Origin of the sequence: uncultured Desulfosarcina sp., from assembly GCF_963664155.2 — a bacterium.
Taxonomy (GTDB): domain Bacteria; phylum Desulfobacterota; class Desulfobacteria; order Desulfobacterales; family Desulfosarcinaceae; genus Desulfosarcina.
This window is the reverse complement of record NZ_CAXXXH010000001.1, coordinates 3,599,203-3,616,834: the sequence shown is the minus strand read 5'-3', so window position 1 is coordinate 3,616,834 and position 17,632 is coordinate 3,599,203. Positions and strand designations below refer to the sequence as shown.

The following is a 17,632-nucleotide window of genomic DNA, read 5'->3' as shown; positions in this document are numbered from 1 at the left end:
ACTCACCAATCCCGGCTGGAAACCGTTCCACCGTGTAAGCCAATTCTGCGGCGTAAACATCTTCACGCCTTTTCTTGGGCAATTACTTTGCAGACAGAAGCAATGAGTTGGATCTGGGGGACGACGCTGCCCAACTCCACATATTCGTCCTGACAGTGGGCATTGCCGCCCACCGGCCCCATGCCGTCGATGGTGGGTACCCCTAAAGCGGAAGAGAAGTTGCCGTCCGAGCAGCCACCGGTGGCAATGGATTCGATGGTCAATCCCATCCCCGCGGCCTTCTCCTTGATCACTTTCCACAGCTCCAGGGTCCGGTCATCTGCTTCCATAGGCGGCCGGTTGACACCACCGCTGACCGATAGGGTAACCCCCGGTACATGGGTGTGCGCGGGCAGCGACTTAAAAAAAGCCTCGACCGGGGCCACTTCACTTTTGCGACCTACGCGGATATCCACCGAAGCCCGCGCCTGGTCCGGAATGATGTTGGTTTTCTCACCTCCGCCGATAACCGTGACATGGGCAGAGATGCCGGCGGCAGCGTGGTTGTTGAATCGTTGAATAGCCACGACTTGATGGGCGATCTCCACGGCGGCGTTAGCCCCCTTCTCCGGCTCAACTCCTGCATGGGCCGATCTGCCTCTGGCCTTGATCGTAAAGCCGCCGCCCCCCTTTCGTTGCAGGACGAACCGGTGTCCCGGCCGGCAGGGTTCGAAAACGAAAACCCGTTGGCTGTTGCGGGCATGGTTTTCGATCCATGCCCTGGACGAAACCGAGCCCACTTCCTCATCGCCGTTGAAGCACACACCGATCGTCAGTTGGTTAAGCACACCCTCGTGGGAAAGGGCTTCAAGCACATGCAGGGCCACCAGCAAGCCGCCTTTCATATCGCAAACGCCGGGACCGGTGGCCCGGTCACCGTCTGTGTTGAACGGTCGTCTGTCCACTTCGCCCGTCGGAAAGACCGTGTCCATATGCCCCAGAAACAGGATGTCGAAAGGCCGGCCCTCAGGCCCGTTGCTGGCATGCAGACAGGGAACGCCCCTGCCCCCTACCCTTTCCAGGCTCACAGTAAAACCGATCGCCTCCAGCCGTTTGCCCAAAAAACCCGCCACGGCGGCAATGCCGGGAATGTTGTCGCTGCTGCTGTCGATATTGACGAGTGTCTCCAGGTCGTCGATAAAATCGCCAACCCTGCCGGTGATGAAAGGTTGCATTGCCGTCTCGATCATGGGCGTTCGACGTTCAGCCTCAAAAACGCTATCCCTTGCGTTCAATCTTGGGGTTCAACTCTTCCCGAAGCCAGTCGGCAAACAGGTTGATGCCGACCACCAGAAGAACCAGGGTGATTCCCGGAAAGAGGATCATCCACCACATGCCGGCATAGATGTAGTTCTTGCCGATGGCGATCATCATGCCCAGGCTCGGTTCGGTAAGCGGCACGCCCACACCCAGGAAGCTCAGGGTGGCTTCGAGCATGATGACCACGGCCAGGTCCACGGCCACCACCACGAAGATGGGGGTCAGGGAATTGGGCAAAATGTGGCGTAACATGATGCGCAGGTTGCCGGCACCGGCGGCGCGGGCCGCCAGGATGTAGGCTTCCTGTTTGACTTCCAGCACGCTGCCGCGCATGGTGCGCGCATAGCGCACCCAGTCGGCGATGCAGATCGCCAGAATGACCACGGGAATTCCGCCGTGCTTGAAGATGCCCAGCAGCAAAAAAGCCAGCAGGGTGGTGGAGAAGGAGAAGACGGTATCGGCCAGGCGCATGGTGGCGATGTCCAGCCAGCGGCCGTAAAAACCGGCCAAAAGGCCGATCAGGACGCCCAGAGCGCCGGAAATGAGCACGACGGAAAAGCCGACGATCAGCGAGGTGCGGCAGCCGTAGATGATGGTGCTGAGGATGTCGCGGCCCTGGTCGTCGGTGCCCAGCAGGAAAGGCCAGGTGCCGCCCTCCATCCACACCGGCGGCGTGAGGAAATGCTCCAGGCTGAGGGTGGTCAGGTCATAGGGATTTTGCGGCGTAATCCAGGGTGCGGCCAGTGCGGCCGTGATGAAGAGCAGCAATAAGGCGCTGCCCGCCAGGGCCGACAGGTCGTGCAGGTAGTTCCACAGCAGACGCGATGTGATGCGGCGTTCAGTCATAACGGATCTTGGGATTCAGCAGGGCGTAGAGGATATCCACCACCATGTTCAGCGTGATGATGATGGCCGCGGCCAGCATGATATAGGTGACGATTACGGGCTGATCGTTCTCGTAGATCGAGGTCAGCAGCAGGTTGCCCATGCCCGGCCACTGGAAGATCGTCTCGGTGACGATGGAAAAGGCCAAAAGTTCGCCGAACTGCAGACCGGTGATGGTGACCACGGGGATCATCACATTGCGCAGGGCGTGCTTGAGTACCACGGTGCGCGGCGGCAGGCCTTTGGCCCAGGCGGTCTTGATGTACTCCTGGGTCAGTACTTCGCGCATGCCGGCGCGGGTCAGACGAAGCAGAACCGCCAGCTGATAGCTGGCCAGGGTCAGGGACGGCAGAATCAGGTGCTTGAGTCCGTCCTGGGTCAGAAGGCCGGAGCGCCAGAAACCGAGCTGGACCGTATCCCCGCGGCCGAATGAGGGCAGTATATTCCAGAAGACCGAAAAGATCATGATCAGCAGGATGCCGGTTAAAAAGGTAGGCAGTGAAATGCCCCCCAGGCTGAGGGCCATGATAAATCGATTGCGCAGGGCATAGGGTTTAAGTGAGACCAGCACCCCCAGGCCCAGGCCGCTGGTGAAGGCGATGCACAAGGCGCACACGGCCAGTTCGAAGGTGGCCGGAAAACGCTCCACGATCAAGTTCAGGGCCGGCACCCGGCTGACATAGGATTTGCCGAAGTTGCCCTGCAGCGCGTTCCACACAAAACGCACGTAACGCTCGTGGAGCGGCTTGTCCAGTCCGAAGACCCGGCGCACTTCTGCCTGCTCCTCGAAGGTGGCGTAGAGGCCGGCCATTCTGACGACCGGATCCCCCATGAACTGGAAGATGAAGAAGCAGATCATCGAAACGGCCAGCAGCACCGCGATGCCCTGCAAGAATCGTCGCGTGATATAGGTCAGCATGTCATCCGGCCGGCTGAATACAATCTGTCGAGTTGGCCGGAAGGCCGTCTGGCGGGTCGGCCTTCCGGTGGGGTTTCTATTTCAGCGATAGTTCTTTATAGACCATCCAGCGGTCGGGCCGAGGCTGGAAGGCCAATTTGCTGTCCTTGCGCACGGCATAGACATCCATCTGGTAGTGCAGTGGAATCCAGATGATCTTGTCCACCATGGCCATTTTATTGAGATCCTGCAGGGCCTTTCCGCGAGTCGTGGCGTCCAGCATGACTGCCGTGGATTCGATCAGTTCGTCGATTGCTGAATCGCTGTAGCCGGCACCGTTGAGTTCCCCGAAACCGCGCTCCTTGTCACGCGAATGGGCCAGTTTGGAATAGGTGCGGCCCATGTCGAAGGTGCCGTCGAACCAGCCGATCAGGTAGAATTCCAACTTGCCCTGGTTGACCTCGGGAAAGAAGATCGATTTGGGTTTGGCGTCCAGGGTCACCGTTATGCCGATTTTGGCCAGGTACTTGGCCACGGCCTCGATGATTTTGGCATCCTGGATGTAGCGGTCGTTGGGTCCGCTCAGCGTGATGGCAAAGCCTTTCTCGTACCCGGCTTCCTTGAGCAGTTGCTTGGCTTTATCCGGATTGTAGGGCAGACGCTTGAGATCGGCAACGTAGCCGATGGTTGGCTGATCGGGAATCTGGGCGGCCGGAGAGGCTTGGCCGCGCATCACTTTCTCGATGATTTCGTCTTCGTTGATGGCCATGTAAATGGCCTGGCGCACACGCATGTCCGCCATGGGGGTACCGGGCGTATTGGCCAGCGCCAGGAAGATCGAACGTCGTGCGGGCCTGCTGACGATCTCAAGCTGATTGTTTTTCTTGATCTGGTCGTAGAGTTCCACCGGAACGCCGGTGAGCATGCCCACCTGCCCGGAAACCAGGGCTGCAAAACGCGTGGAGGATTCGGTGATGGGACGGATCTCGACATTTTTGATGGACGGCGCGCCTTCCCAGTAGTTTTCGTTGGCCTCCATTTTCACATAGGAACCTTTGACCCACTCCACGAATTTGTAAGCTCCGGTGCCCATGGGACGCACCATCACATCGCCTGGATCGCGCGCGGTGGTGTCTTCCTTGTCCATGATGAAGGTCTGGTGCAGGTTGTTGATGAACCAGGGAATGGGTTCTTTGGTCTTGATGGTAAGCGTGTAATCGTCATGGATCGTGATGCTGTCGATGGATTTACCCGCGTTGACGAACTCCGAGACCTCGGGATTGGACAACCGTTCGAAGGTGAATTTGACATCTTCGGCCGTGAAGGGGTTGCCGTTGTGAAACGTGACACCCTTGCGCAGCCAGAACTTCCAGTTCAGGGCGTCCTGGCGCTCCCACTTGACCGCCAGCGCCGGGGCTAAAATGCCATCCGGACCTTTGCGTTGCAGCAGGCCGTCGAAAAAATTGGCGAAATACTGCAAACCGGCGTCGGAATCATCCCCATGGGGGTTCATCATGCGCGGTGAATCATCCTGGGCCACCACAATCGACGACTGGGCCCAGACCTGGCCTGCGAGCAGCAGGACCGCCATTGCCAACAGGATGGATAATGTCTTCTTCATCTTGCCTCCTTCAGGTTGTCACTTGCGTTCATTTACCGGTGGTTGCGCCACCGGGGGTCAATACAGAAAACAGGCGGTCGCATGACCACCGGCCACCTCTTTCAGCGGCGGCGTTTCTCGGCTGCAATGCGCCATGCGGTGACGGCAGCGGGGGTGGAAGGCGCATCCCGGCGGCGGCTGAATCGGACTGGGCACGTCGCCGCTGAGCAGGATGCGTTGCCTCCGGATATCCGGATCGGCCACCGGCACTGCCGAAAGCAATGCCTGGGTGTAGGGGTGCCTGGGGCGGCTGTAAATATCCCCATACGCAGCCGTTTCCACGATTTTTCCCAGGTACATCACTGCAATGCGGTCGCACAGGTGCTCCACCACTGCCAGGTCATGGGCGATGATGATGTAGGAGAGACCGAATTCGGCCTGCAGTTCGATCAGCAGGTTGATGATCTGGGCTTGAATGGAGACATCCAGGGCCGAAACCGGTTCATCGCCGATCACCAGGTCGGGATTGAGCGCCAGAGCACGGGCGATGCCGATGCGCTGGCGCTGGCCACCGCTGAACTCGTGGGGATGGCGCCGGCCCTGCTCGGGTGACAGGCCGACCTTTTCCAGCAGAAAAGCCACCCGTTCGCGCCGCTCGGCCGGCGCATTCATGCGGTGGATGGTCATGGGCTCGGCGATGATCTGGTTGACCGTCATGCGCGGGTCGAGGGAGGAATAAGGGTCCTGGAAGATAAACTGGATGTCGCGCTTGAGCAGGCGAAGGTGCTCATGATCCATTGCGGTCACATCGCGGCCGGCGAAGGTGATCCGTCCTCCTGTGGGCTCGATCAGCCGCAGGACGGCCAGGCCGGTGGTGGTCTTGCCGCAGCCGCTCTCGCCCACCAGGCCGAGGGTTTCACCCTTGGCCAGGGCAAAGGATACCCCGTCCACGGCATAGACATGGCCTACCGTCCGGCTGATCAGGCCCTTGGTGATAGGGAAGTGGACTTTCAGGTCTTCGACGGTCAGAAGGGGGTTCATTTTCTTTTTTCATTCACAATGACGAAAAAATTCTTCACTTTCAACCTTCGGCTTTCATCTTCAGCTTGATACGTGCAGCCAGCACCGTACGGCATGGTCTCCCCCCGTGTCGAGGATCTCGGGTAGGTGCTCGCCGCATTTCTCCATCCGGTCGGGGCAGCGTGGATAAAAGAGACAGCCCTCCGGCAGGCTGTACAGGCTCGGTACCATCCCGGCGATTTCACGCAGCCTGCGGCGGCCGTGCCGCGCGCGTTCACCCAGTTTGGGGATGGATTGCAACAGACCGCGGGTATAAGGATGCTTGGGATTCTTGAAGATATCCCCGGTGCGCGCCGCCTCGACCACTTTTCCGGCGTACATCACCACCACCCGGCTGGCGATCTCGCTGATGACTCCCAAATCATGGGTGATGATCATGATGGCCGTGTCATAGTCCTGGCGCAGGGTCAGCATGAGGTCCAGAATCTGCGCCTGCACGGTCACATCCAGAGCGGTGGTGGGCTCGTCGGCAATCAAGATCTCCGGGTTGCACGCCAGGGCCATGGCAATCATGACCCGCTGGCGCATGCCGCCGGAAAGCTGGTGGGGATAGGCCTGAGCCCGACGTTCCGGAGCCGGGATCTGAACTCGTTTCAGCATCTCCACACCCCGGTCCCATGCCGCCTGACGCGAAACCCCCTCGTGCTGGATGAACATTTCGGCGATCTGGTTGCCGATAGTGAATACGGGGTTCAGGGAAGTCATGGGTTCCTGGAAGATCATGGCGATGCGGTTGCCGCGGATGCCCCGCACGCTGTCCATGGACAAGGTGGCGATGTCCACCCCATCGAAAAGAATCTTCCCGCCGACGATTTTGCCCGGTGGTTCGGGGATCAGGCGCATGATGCTCTGCGCCATGACGCTCTTGCCGCAGCCCGATTCACCGACGATCCCCAGCACCTCTCCCCGGTCCAGGTTGAAGGAAACATCGTCGACCGCCCGGGCCACACCGTCAAAGGTGAAAAAATAGGTCTTCAGGCCGTCTACCTGGAGAATTTTTTCTGGAACCGATGGTTTCATGCCCGTGTTTCAATTTTGGTCAGGTAGGCCTTTGAAATACCCGAGACCGTGCCGATCTGATTCAGGTTCAGGCCACTCGACGCAATGATGCCGGACAGGGTTTCGGAAAATTTTCGCATACGTGGATATTTTTTCCAGTGGGGGGCGCCAAAACGCATTTTTAAATGCCATGGCCGGTTCCGATAAAGATGCGATACGCATCTTCACCAATTTAAAGTGTACACCACAACCGGCATCGGTTAAACATTTTTTTCAACCCCGATAGCCAGGTGTTTTGTTAATTGACCGGTTTGGTTTGCAATTCCCTCAAAAAAAAGATATCCGAAGATAAAAAACCAATCCGTTAACATCCACATCTGCCCAAGCCTTGGGAAGGAAATGATTCATGACGAAACCATTGAGACGGCAAGACCGACGTCTTGACGATGCCGCCGCCATGGCGCTGCTGAAACGCGGTGAGTACGGCATTTTGAGCACCTCGGACAAAAACAACCGGCCTTACGGCATACCGGTGAATTACGTGCTGATGGAAGAAAGTATTTTTTTCCACTGCGCCACCGAAGGCCAGAAACTGGAAAATATCACCGCCAACAATGGTGTATCGTTCTGTGTGGTGGGAAAGACCGAGTTGATCCCCGAAAAATTCTCGACCCGCTACGAAAGCGTGGTGGTATCGGGAAATGCCGATGTCATCGAAGACCACGTGTTGAAAAAAAATGCACTCCGTGCCCTGGTGGCCAAATATGCCCCGGACCACATCGCTGCCGGGGATGCCTATATCGATAAGCTGATGGACAAAACAACCGTGGTGCGGGTCGCCATCGAATCCCTTGCCGGCAAAGCCAGAAAGTAAAGCGCCGACAGCCATGACCGCTTCCCTGCTGGCACAGCTTGACCGCTATCCGGTCATCCTTACCGAGGGTGCCGTCATTGAACGGATTCGGCGGGAAACATCTCTGCAGCTGGATCCCTACCTGCTGAACACCGGTCTGATATACAGCACCGCGGGGCGGGCGGCGATGGCACAAATATATTCTCAGTACATCCGCATCGCCGCCGTTCACCGGCTGCCCATCCTGGTGGCCGCACCCACCTGGCGGGCCAATCCCCAAAGGGTCAAGCAGGCGGCACTGGGGGATGTAAGCACGGTCAACCATGATGCGGTGCGGTTTATGCGAGATGTCTGCCATGCATGTGACAGCCGGACCTCACCGGTAATGGTTGGCGGACTCATGGCCTGCCGGGGAGACGCGTACCAGCCGCAGGAGGCCTTGGACACGCCTTCGGCCGAAGCCTTTCATCGGCCCCAAGCCAGGAGTCTGGCCATAGCCGGCGTGGACTATATCATGGCGGCCACCCTGCCGGCGCTTCCCGAAGCGATTGGCCTGGCCCGTGTGCTGGCTTCGCTGCCGGTTCCCTACATTATCAGTTTTATCGTCCAGCGCGACGGGTCTATCCTGGACGGGACGCCCCTGGCACTGGCCATCGAACAGATCGACGATCAGGTCGATCCCCGGCCGGCCTTTTACATGGTCAACTGCGTCCACCCGGACACGGTGGTCACTGGACTCGGGGCAGCGTTAACGGAAAAAGGTCTGTTGAGAAACCGCCTGTGGGGCATCCAGGCCAACACGTCCGCCAAAAACCCGGAGGAACTGGACGGATCGGATGACTTGGACACCGCCGAACCGGAACCCTTTGCCGACAAAATGGCAACCCTTCACACGCAATTCGGGCTAAAAGTCCTGGGCGGGTGCTGCGGCACGAACCACCGGCATATCGAAGCCATCGCAAAACGGATGTCGGCCGCCCGGCCGCATCGCTTCGAGGCAACTAAAGACAGAACCGATTCTGCCGATATCCATTAAAAAGGATATTGAAAAATGATGTCCACGACCGCCATTTTCTGTTATCCGGTCTTTGCCAGTGCGGAAACCTATTGGCATGCGCTCCGTTTGGACAAACCGTTCGCCTCGCCGCCGGATGCGTATCTTTCGCCCCCCCTCGACACGTCCCCCAACCAACGGGACGCCTATTCCCCTGCCATCAGGGATCACGCATGAAACCCGATAAAACGACCCTGCTTGTCTTCGCGGTATGTCTGGTGGCCATCGCCGTGGCGCTTTATACCCGAACCGCCATCTACCCGACCGCACCGTCCCGTTCAGACCCCGTGGTTCGGGAAACGGACAGAGATGCTTATAATCGTGGCCGAATCATCGTCCACTACCACGAAAGACATCCTTATTATTTCAGCCAGGGGAAAGGCGTTGGCGGCATCATCGGCGATCGCATCACTTTTATTTTCGAACAGGCGGGAATTCCTTTGGCCTGGAAGAAAACCCCGGCCAAACGGCAACTGGATATCATCAAAAAGAATAGCGGCCGCGAAGGGGCCGCAGGATGGTTCAAGACCCCCGAACGGGAAACCTTCGCCAAATTCAGCCGGCCCATTTACCAGGATCGGCCGACCATTGCCCTGGCCAGGGCCGATCAGGACCTGATCCAGTCGGGCCTGCCCCTTGCCGACACCCTGGTCAATCGCCGTTTGCGGCTGCTCAGGAAAGACGGATACGCTTACGGGGGGTTCATCGACAGGCTGATTGACCGGCTCCACCCTAACCAGACGGTTACTTTCGCAGACAACGTAAGCATGCTCAAAATGATCCACACCCGGCGTGTCGATTATCTTTTTATCGCCCAGGAAGAGGCTGATAATCTGCTTGCCGAGGCCGGCCTTCCGGCGTCAGATTTTAAAAAGATCACCTTCACGGATATGCCCGAAGGCAACCGCCGATATATTCTTTTCAGCCGACAGGTTGAAGATTCAACCATCGACCGTCTGAACCGGGTCATTCAATACTACGGCGTCAACGAACCAGACGACAGGAGCACGACCAGATGATGCATAAATCGGTTTCCCTGATCACCGGCGTATTGCTGACCATCGCCTTTTGCACGTTCATCATGGTCTACGAAAAGCGGGCCATGACCACGGCCCAGTCGCGCATCGACACCCACGCCCGCATCATCGAAGACGCCATGTGGAACTACAACCAGCAGGGAGTCCAGGAATATTTGAAGCTGGCCGCCTTTTCAGACCATTACGAGTCGTTGACGGTCACCCATCACAACGGTGACCCCTTTCAGGAAATTCATCGGGAGCCGGCCACAGGCCTTGACAGGCTGCTGATGGCCGTACATCTGATGCCACGGGTACAGCTTAAAGCCCAGGTGTACCATCAGGGCAGCATCATCGGCCGGATGGAAGCCATCTGGATCCCCGATACCATCTATATGCATGCCTATGTATTTTTTGCACTGGTAATGGTCTTTGTAATTATACAGCTCTACCTGCACCTGCTCAAATCCAATACCCGGCTCGAAGAACGCGTCAAGGTTCGGACCGCCGAACTGATGGCGTCAAACCTGGAACTGAAGCAGGAAATCGAAGAGCGGGCTCACGCCGAAGCGGCCCTTCGCACCAGCGAGCAGAAGCACCGCCTGCTGTCGGAAAATATACACGACATCATCTGGACCATGGATCTGGATCTGAAATACACCTATATCAGTCCGGCAGCCATCAAGGCGCAAGGATGGGAACCGGCTGATCTGGAAACAATGACCCTCGAAAAAAGCATTACGCCGGCATCGTTTAAAAAGGCCAGTCGAATATTCGCCGAACAGTTGACCATGGGTGAACGGGCAGGCGACTTTGGCCGCTCTACCACCATGGAGTTGGAATTGTACCGCAAAGACGGAACAACGGTCGTGTGTGAGGTAACGGCCTCCTTCCTGCTGGGTGAAGACGGCCGGCCGGCCGGTATTCTGGGTGTCACCCGGGACATCACCGAGCGCCGACGGGCGGAAGCGGAAAAGGCCGCTTTACATCGTCAGCTGGAGCGCTCAAAAAAAATGGAATCGCTGGGCCTGCTGGCCGGAGGCGTGGCCCACGACCTGAACAACGTGCTGTCCGGTATCGTCAGCTATCCGGATCTTCTTCTGATGGATCTGCCCGTGGACGACGCCATGCGCGCGCCCATCGAGACCATCAAGGAATCGGGGCAAAAAGCAGCCACCATCGTTCAGGATCTGTTGACCCTGGCCCGCCGTGGCGTCAGTACCAGCGAAGTCCTGAACCTCAACAGCCTCATCGAGGATCAGCTGCGCTCTGCCGAGCATCAAAAACTGCTCACCTATTACCCGGATATCCGGTTCTCTGTAACGCTGGAAGCCGATCTTCCCAATATCAAGGGTTCTTCGGTGCATCTGAACAAAACCATCATGAACCTGGTATCCAATGCCGCGGAAGCCCAACCCAACGGCGGCGAGATCATTGTTACGACGGAAAGCGTTTATATGGACCAGGCCATCCGGGGCTACGATACGGTTAAAGCAGGCGAGTATGTCCGGCTAAGGGTAAAGGACGAGGGGGAAGGGATCAGCGAAACGGATCTGAACCACATTTTCGAACCCTTCTACACCAAGAAAAAAATGGGGCGAAGCGGCACCGGTCTCGGGCTCGCCGTAGTCTGGGGAACCGTTCAGGATCACGACGGATACATCGATGTGCACAGTATCCAGGGTCAAGGCACCGTTTTCGACCTGTACTTCCCGCTCTCACGGGATGCCGTGGAAGAAAAAGACCCGCGGATCAACCTGGCGGCGATCAGGGGCAGCGGCGAAACGGTTCTGGTGGTGGATGACATGGAATCCCAGCGAAAAATCGCCTCCCACCTGCTCCAGCGGCTGAACTACGAGGTCCACACGGTGGATAGCGGTGAAGCGGCGATTGCGTACCTGAAAGATCACACGGTGGATCTGGTAATCCTGGACATGATCATGGACCCGGGCATGGATGGCCTTGACACCTGGTGCGAGATCATCGGGCTCCACCCGAAACAGCGGGCCATCATCGCCAGCGGCTATGCGGAAACCGACAAGGTAAAAACCGCCCAGCGCCTCGGTGCCGGTGAATACCTGAAAAAACCCTATATGATCGACACTCTGGGAAAGGCCGTAAAAAACGCCTTGGCCGGCGCCCACAGCAGGTGAAACAACCGTCCACACCCCATGAACACCGAACATCGAACGTCCAACATTGAAGCTTGAATAAGGAATGTGATCGTTCCATGCATCGATCAATCCAAGCGATCTCATCATTGGACGTGCAGCGTTCGATGTTTAATGTTCGACGTTGGAAACCAACGCAATGGTTTCATAAAAACATCTTGCCCGGATTCATCAACCCCTTGGGATCCATCAGGTCCTTGATCTGCTTCATCAATACATAGCCTTCACCGTGTTCCAACCGCATGAATTTGCGTTTGCCGATACCGATACCGTGCTCTCCGGTGCAGGTGCCGCCCACCTCGACCGCCCGGTGGACGATGGCGTCGTTGATCGCCTCCAGGGATGCCCATTCCCCATCATCGGCCGGGTCACCCACCATCACCACATGCAGGTTGCCATCCCCGGCATGGCCGAAAACGAATCCCACGGCATTTCTCTCATCCAGTTGCTGCTGGGAAAATACGACCATTTGCGGATAGCTGGAGATAGGTACCGCCGCGTCAACGATCAGGGTCTCCCGCCCGGGATAGGCACGGTGAATGGTCTCCCAGGCCTCGTGGCGGGCCCGCCACAGCTCCTTTCGCTCCCGCTCCTTGACGCCGGTTTTAAAGTCAAGGGCGCCACCGTCCCGACACAGCGCTTCGGCCAGAGACGCGGTTTCGCTCAACGCGGCCTCGCTGATGCCGTGAAACTCGCAGAACAGAGAGGGCTTTTCGTCAAGGCCCAGGTCCTTCTCCCGGTTCATCAGCGCGATGAGTTCCGGGGTAAGCAGTTCCAGCGCCGCAGGGGCCAGCCCCGACCCCATAAGAACCGCCACGGTTTTCGAAGCCGCCTCCAGGGAGTCAAAGGTGGCCGTCGCCGCCAGGTGGACGACGGGAATGCCGGCCAGTTTCAAGGTTGCCTCGGTCACCACTCCCAGGGTTCCCTCGGAGCCCACGAAAAGCCGGGTAAGATCGTAGCCCGATGAAGATTTATGGGCCTTTCCGCCGGTGTGGATCACCCGCCCGTCGGGCAGCACCACCACCAGGCGCATCACGTAATCCCTGGTCGCGCCGTATCTGATGGTCTGAACGCCCGAGGCGTTGTTGGCGATCATGCCGCCGATGGTGGCGTCGGCGCCGGGGTCCGGCGGAAAGAAGAGCCCCGACCGGCCGGCGTGCTGGTTGAGGGTTTTACGGAATACCCCGGGCTGGACATCGGCCTGGAGGTCCTGGGGCCGGATGGCGATGATCCGGTTCATGCGGGTCATATCCATCACCAGGCCGCCTTGCACCGGCAGCGGGTTGCCTTCGGTGCTGGTGCCGGCTCCCCAGGGGGTGACGGGAATACCCTGGGCATAAGAATATGATAGGATATCGGAAACTTCATCGGTAGTCACGGGCCATATGATGCCGGCGGGCAGCTTGCCCCGGTGCGGGGAGATATCCCTGACGTGAAGTTCGCGGTTGGACTGGCCGGTGGAAAAACGATCCGGGGCCACAAAATCGGAAAGGGCGTCCATCTGGGTCTGCGTAAACTGTTGCATCATTCTTCTCCACGGTCTGATCGGTTAAGCACCGGCTGCGAAAATGCGGTGACGAGCTACAGTAAAAACTTCCATGGTCGTTGTCAATCGACAATGATTGCGTATTGACAACGGTGCGTAAAACCGATTTACTCGGTCATTCCTGATCCGATTCGGCCTTTCCCGTTTCCAAAGCGACAACCTGATTGAGGAGGATGTCATGACCCCGGCTTCCCGGCAGGCACTGGAAGGTCTGCGCGACCTGTCCATGCTCAAATGGTATGTGATCCCGCTGCTGGCCTACACCTTTTACATCTATACCCTGGAAATGAAAAAAGCCCGGGCCACCGGCAACTGGAATGTGGTGTTCGCCGGTCTGACCGTCTTCGGCATGGACTTCATCAATGAGACCTGGAACGGTTGGGTCCTGGTATTCACCCAGCGTTCGGCGTTCTGGACCGCCCCCGGCGAAACGGCCCTGCGGACCATGGTCGGCTGGAACATCGAAATCATGTTCATGTTCGCCATCTCGGGAATCATTTACGCCAACACCATCTCCGAGGACCGGCACGAAAAGATCCTGGGCATCTCCAACTGGTGGTTCTGGGCCATCGGATATTCAGTCTTCTGCGTATTCGTGGAAGTACTGCTCAACATGGGCGGCCACCTGGTTTGGGAGTATTCCTTCTGGTCCCGTTCCTTCAAGGGCGTCTGGCTGATTTTCCTGATCGGCTATTTTCATTTTTACGTGGCCGCCCTGCTGGTCATCGGCATGAAAACCATCCGGGCCAAATTTATCACCGTTTCAACCCTTTACGTGATCGCTATTTCTGCCAATATCTTCGGCATGGGCATCATGGGATGGGTGTATTAGCAATAGGGATTGACGCCATGAACGGGAATTGCATTCTGCTCAACGGGGATTATACTTTTCTCGGCCTGGTGGACTGGAAAAAGGCCATGGGCCTGATGTTTGCCGAAAAGGTCAGGATCCTAAAGTTTTCGGACCGGGTGATTCAGGGGGTGGGCCGCACGTTCCGGGCACCGGCGGTGGCCGTACTGGTCAAGGTGGTGAGAAGCGTTTACCGGGGCCGTGTTCCTTTTTCGCGCCGAAATGTCCTCGCCCGGGACCGGTTTGCATGCGCCTATTGCGGTTCCCGGATCAAGCCCATAACCATGGATCACGTGATTCCACGGTCGCGGGGAGGAAAAACCGACTTTGACAATTGCGTGGCCTGCTGCCGGGCCTGCAACCATAAAAAAGGCGCCCTTTTGCCCCGGGAAGCCGGAATGGCACTGCGTCATCGCCCCTGGCAGCCCACCATCGCCGAGTTTATCCGGATCCGCCTTCGCCATTCCGGAGTCTACGGACTGCTGGTTGAACTGGGATTGGCGTAATGACGATTAGATCACCTATCATCGATTGACCGTATCGGCCGATTTCGCGGACCGGCAGTTCCGGCAAACGTCGGTGGCATGGGGTCCAGGGATTTGAGTGTTGCCAGCAGCAGTCGGGGGTCGAGGTAGGGGGACAACCGGTCCTGATAAACCTCCAGAACGGCCATCGCCTTGGCGGCAATTCGTTTTGCCCCGGTAAGGTTCCCCTGTTCCAGATGTACATAGGCACCGGCTGCCCGGATGATGGCCTGGAGCAGTTTTTTATCGTCCCCGTCGGCTGTCATCCAATACGGTTCCAGATACTCGTGGGTTTCAAAAAAAAGGCCCCGGTCCCAGATAGCCACGGCGACATCCAGCGGATCGTCAAGCTGACGGTTTCGGACATCCGCCAGCACCTGTTCGTATGCGGCCAGGCGCTGGTCGATATAAGTCCTGACGCAACCCGGCAGGGGGTCATTAAGAAAAAATCCGGCAGCGCGCCGTACCGGTTGCATCTCTTTTTGTTCCAACACCTTCTTGAAATTTTCCGACAGTGCATTGCGGACATTGCGGCACAGCCGGTTGTTAAAAGGGTCGAAGCGTTCGATTTCAATCATGTCGGACTCCTGTATGTGGTATTTGCGGCGGTTGTCGGAATGGGGCTATCTGGCTGACTGGCACCACGGCTTGGACCGCAGAGGAGGCGGATTGGCCTCCCCTGCCCCTGCCAGAACCGCTTTTTCCCGAGAAATCAATCGATGGCCGGCCGCTGATTAAGGTTGTCATCGCCGTTCAACTGTTCTATTATGGGGGTTATTCAGTCGGCATTTTCAACATCAGACCATCGTCAGCACCAATGTAGCGAAAATCCCGCCGGTTTGACAACTATCGCAAGGATATTAATTTTGAAGACTTCCCGCCGCAAGCAGCGGTGGACGCGCTGATTATCGCGGTTCAATGCCATCTTATTCCGGCCTGGACAACTCGACGAATTCGCACCTGAAGTGCGTTCCAATGATTAAGAAAGGATTGTTGCGTCAATGAAATTCACCTTTGCCCACAACAACATCAATGTCCTGGACCTCGACCGGAGCCTCGCCTTCTACAAAAAGGCCCTCAATCTGGTTGAAAACCGCCGTTGGGACAATCCCGACTTCATCCTGGTCTATCTGGGTGACGGACACAGCCAGCACCAGTTGGAACTCACCTGGCTTAAGGACCGAACAGCGCCCTATAACCTGGGAGACAACGAAATGCACCTGGCCTTTCATGTGGATGATTACGACGGCGCCCACACCCTGCACAGCCAGATGGGCTGCATCTGCTTCGAAAACGAAGGGATGGGGCTATACTTCATTTCAGATCCCGACGGGTACTGGATCGAGATCATGCCATTCAGAAAAGTTCATGAACAGGAATAAACCAGGGGGTCAATCAGTGGAACCGGTAAGCGGACACCTTGAGATACTGGATAAAGGATTCGGTTTTCTCCGAGACATCGGTAATAATTACCAGGCCGGACCTGCAGACACCTTTGTCCCGGCGTTCATAATCAGCAGATTCGGCCTGCGGGAGGGGACCTTCATCGAGGGCCGGGGGGAGCCCGGCAACCCCGGCAACCAGAACCTGAAGCTGGCGGCAGTGGAACGGGTCAATGGCCTGCCCGTGGAACGGTATGCGCAGACCGAAACCATGCACACCATGACCAGCATCAACCCCGACCAGCGGCTGCGAATGACCCAGGGACCAAAGGACCTCACCGGCCAGGCCCTCGACCTCATCGTCCCCATAGGCCGGGGGCAGCGAGGTCTGATCATCTCTCCCCCCAAATCGGGGAAAACCACGCTATTGCGCCATATGGCCAACTCGGTAACCGCCAATGACCCGGAAATGGACGTATTCATTCTGCTGGTCAATGAACGTCCGGAAGAGGTCACCGACTTCAAGCGCGGACTGAAAGACGCCCATGTGCTCTACTCTTCCGTGGACCAGAGCATCGGCCAGCACATGCGTATGACCCGTCTGGCGGTGCACACCGCCATGCGATGCGCGGAAACCGGACGGGACACGGTGGTCTTCATCGATTCATTGACCCGCATGGCCCGAGCCTTCAACGCCGAAACGGAAAGCTATGGCCGGACGCTCTCAGGCGGGCTCGGCGCCAACGCCATGGCGATGCCGCGCAAGATCTTCGGCGCCGCCAGAAATATCGAAGGCGGCGGTTCGCTGACGATCATCGCCACCATCCTGGTGGAAACCGGCAGTCGGATGGACGACATCATCTACCAGGAGTTCAAGGGAACGGGAAATATGGACCTGGTGCTCAGTCGAGACTGCGCCGAACACCGCATCTTTCCGGCCATCGACATCCGCCTGAGCGGCACCCGGAAAGAGGAACTGCTGCTGGACAAGGATGAACTCAAGAAAATCGTGGAGATCCGTCGAACCCTGTCGCAGAAAGATACCACCGAAGCCATGACGGACCTGCTGGAATACCTGGACCGTCATAGTCGCAATTAATTTGGCGCGGAAAAAGGTTTAGGCAAATGGACGGCCAGTACCGTAAAAACATCCATCCCGGCATCGCGGTCCATATTGTTCTGAAGGCGGACCAACGCAGCGGCCGGCTCACCGGCGGCACGGTCGAAGCGATACTCACCCGTTCACCCCATCATCCGCACGGCATCAAGGTACGGCTGACCGACGGGCAGGTGGGACGGGTCAAAACGGTCCTGCCACAACCCTAAAGGCTTCTGACCCTGTTTCGCAGGGGTGCTGCCCATAGTCGGCTGGCTCATATCCTCACCCGCAGGCAGACAACGGTAACTGCTATCCGGGTTCAAAAGTGCTGTGGGGCTGCTTCTTTTCCTGCTTGCTTTTTTTCTTTTCCTTGGGA

At 57.6% G+C, this 17,632-nt stretch carries 19 protein-coding genes; 10 read left to right on the top strand and 9 right to left on the bottom strand.

The genetic code is table 11. The features are described 5' to 3' along the window. Positions 1 to 62: 62 nt before the first annotated feature. From ACHZBS_RS16425 to ACHZBS_RS16395, 7 genes are all read right to left on the bottom strand, one after another. Positions 63 to 1,214, bottom strand: a complete 1,152-nt coding sequence (locus ACHZBS_RS16425) for a M20 family metallopeptidase (RefSeq protein ID WP_394708003.1) — start codon at positions 1,212 to 1,214, stop codon at positions 63 to 65. 43 nt (positions 1,215 to 1,257) lie between these two features. Beyond that, positions 1,258 to 2,145 carry an ABC transporter permease gene (locus ACHZBS_RS16420; protein ID WP_319407603.1) on the bottom strand — a complete coding sequence of 296 codons (888 nt, stop codon included), beginning with the start codon at positions 2,143 to 2,145 and terminating at the stop codon, positions 1,258 to 1,260. Then, the gene (locus ACHZBS_RS16415) at positions 2,138 to 3,103 is read right to left on the bottom strand and encodes an ABC transporter permease (protein ID WP_319407602.1); all 966 of its coding nucleotides are present in this window, start codon (positions 3,101 to 3,103) and stop codon (positions 2,138 to 2,140) included. Before ACHZBS_RS16415 ends, ACHZBS_RS16420 begins: the two co-directional genes overlap by 8 nt. A 76-nt stretch (positions 3,104 to 3,179) precedes the next feature. Next, positions 3,180 to 4,703, bottom strand: a complete 1,524-nt coding sequence (locus ACHZBS_RS16410) for an ABC transporter substrate-binding protein (protein ID WP_319407601.1) — start codon at positions 4,701 to 4,703, stop codon at positions 3,180 to 3,182. A 57-nt stretch (positions 4,704 to 4,760) separates the two neighbouring features. Next, complete coding sequence (locus ACHZBS_RS16405) at positions 4,761 to 5,723, bottom strand: dipeptide ABC transporter ATP-binding protein (RefSeq protein ID WP_319407600.1); 963 nt, start codon at positions 5,721 to 5,723, stop codon at positions 4,761 to 4,763. A gap of 60 nt (positions 5,724 to 5,783) precedes the next feature. Beyond that, the gene (locus ACHZBS_RS16400; RefSeq protein ID WP_319407599.1) at positions 5,784 to 6,782 is read right to left on the bottom strand and encodes an ABC transporter ATP-binding protein; all 999 of its coding nucleotides are present in this window, start codon (positions 6,780 to 6,782) and stop codon (positions 5,784 to 5,786) included. Continuing rightward, a complete protein-coding gene (locus tag ACHZBS_RS16395) occupies positions 6,779 to 6,901 on the bottom strand; it encodes a hypothetical protein (protein ID WP_319407598.1) in 123 nt (40 codons plus the stop codon). The genes ACHZBS_RS16400 and ACHZBS_RS16395 overlap by 4 nt, the downstream gene beginning before the upstream one ends. Before the next feature lie 266 nt (positions 6,902 to 7,167). Here ACHZBS_RS16395 and ACHZBS_RS16390 point away from each other — a divergent pair, with 266 nt between their 5' ends. Genes ACHZBS_RS16390 through ACHZBS_RS16370 form a run of 5 tightly spaced genes read left to right on the top strand, consistent with a single transcriptional unit; the run spans position 7,168 to position 11,837 of the window. Then, the gene (locus tag ACHZBS_RS16390; RefSeq protein WP_319407597.1) at positions 7,168 to 7,635 is read left to right on the top strand and encodes a pyridoxamine 5'-phosphate oxidase family protein; all 468 of its coding nucleotides are present in this window, start codon (positions 7,168 to 7,170) and stop codon (positions 7,633 to 7,635) included. Positions 7,636 to 7,648: 13 nt separating this feature from the next. Beyond that, the gene (locus ACHZBS_RS16385) at positions 7,649 to 8,650 is read left to right on the top strand and encodes a homocysteine S-methyltransferase family protein (RefSeq protein ID WP_319407596.1); all 1,002 of its coding nucleotides are present in this window, start codon (positions 7,649 to 7,651) and stop codon (positions 8,648 to 8,650) included. 15 nt (positions 8,651 to 8,665) lie between these two features. After that, on the top strand, positions 8,666 to 8,845 hold the full coding sequence (locus ACHZBS_RS16380) for a hypothetical protein (RefSeq protein WP_319407595.1): 180 nt from the start codon (positions 8,666 to 8,668) through the stop codon (positions 8,843 to 8,845). After that, on the top strand, positions 8,842 to 9,687 hold the full coding sequence (locus ACHZBS_RS16375) for a transporter substrate-binding domain-containing protein (RefSeq protein ID WP_319407594.1): 846 nt from the start codon (positions 8,842 to 8,844) through the stop codon (positions 9,685 to 9,687). Before ACHZBS_RS16380 ends, ACHZBS_RS16375 begins: the two co-directional genes overlap by 4 nt. Further along, on the top strand, positions 9,684 to 11,837 hold the full coding sequence (locus ACHZBS_RS16370) for an ATP-binding protein (RefSeq protein ID WP_319407593.1): 2,154 nt from the start codon (positions 9,684 to 9,686) through the stop codon (positions 11,835 to 11,837). Before ACHZBS_RS16375 ends, ACHZBS_RS16370 begins: the two co-directional genes overlap by 4 nt. A gap of 163 nt (positions 11,838 to 12,000) precedes the next feature. Here the strand turns inward: ACHZBS_RS16370 and ACHZBS_RS16365 are convergent, their stop codons facing one another. Continuing rightward, on the bottom strand, positions 12,001 to 13,380 hold the full coding sequence (locus ACHZBS_RS16365; protein WP_319407592.1) for an FAD-binding oxidoreductase: 1,380 nt from the start codon (positions 13,378 to 13,380) through the stop codon (positions 12,001 to 12,003). A gap of 199 nt (positions 13,381 to 13,579) precedes the next feature. Here ACHZBS_RS16365 and ACHZBS_RS16360 point away from each other — a divergent pair, with 199 nt between their 5' ends. Both ACHZBS_RS16360 and ACHZBS_RS16355 read left to right on the top strand, forming a co-directional pair. Beyond that, a complete protein-coding gene (locus tag ACHZBS_RS16360) occupies positions 13,580 to 14,233 on the top strand; it encodes a hypothetical protein (protein ID WP_319407591.1) in 654 nt (217 codons plus the stop codon). 17 nt (positions 14,234 to 14,250) lie between these two features. Next, positions 14,251 to 14,757, top strand: coding sequence for an HNH endonuclease (locus ACHZBS_RS16355; RefSeq protein ID WP_319407590.1), 507 nt, complete (start codon positions 14,251 to 14,253; stop codon positions 14,755 to 14,757). 11 nt (positions 14,758 to 14,768) lie between these two features. On the opposite strand, the gene ACHZBS_RS16350 is transcribed toward ACHZBS_RS16355, so the two are convergent. Further along, positions 14,769 to 15,353: a DUF309 domain-containing protein gene (locus tag ACHZBS_RS16350; RefSeq protein ID WP_319407589.1), complete on the bottom strand. Its 585-nt coding sequence runs from the start codon at positions 15,351 to 15,353 to the stop codon at positions 14,769 to 14,771. Positions 15,354 to 15,776: 423 nt separating this feature from the next. Here ACHZBS_RS16350 and ACHZBS_RS16345 point away from each other — a divergent pair, with 423 nt between their 5' ends. The 3 genes from ACHZBS_RS16345 to ACHZBS_RS16335 are packed head-to-tail and all read left to right on the top strand — an operon-like array spanning position 15,777 to position 17,483. After that, positions 15,777 to 16,157 (top strand): VOC family protein, encoded by a 381-nt coding sequence (locus ACHZBS_RS16345; protein WP_319407588.1) that lies wholly within the window; start codon positions 15,777 to 15,779, stop codon positions 16,155 to 16,157. A gap of 16 nt (positions 16,158 to 16,173) precedes the next feature. Next, positions 16,174 to 17,256, top strand: coding sequence for a transcription termination factor Rho (gene rho, locus ACHZBS_RS16340; RefSeq protein ID WP_319407587.1), 1,083 nt, complete (start codon positions 16,174 to 16,176; stop codon positions 17,254 to 17,256). A gap of 26 nt (positions 17,257 to 17,282) precedes the next feature. Continuing rightward, complete coding sequence (locus tag ACHZBS_RS16335; protein ID WP_319407586.1) at positions 17,283 to 17,483, top strand: YwbE family protein; 201 nt, start codon at positions 17,283 to 17,285, stop codon at positions 17,481 to 17,483. Positions 17,484 to 17,632: the final 149 nt, after the last annotated feature.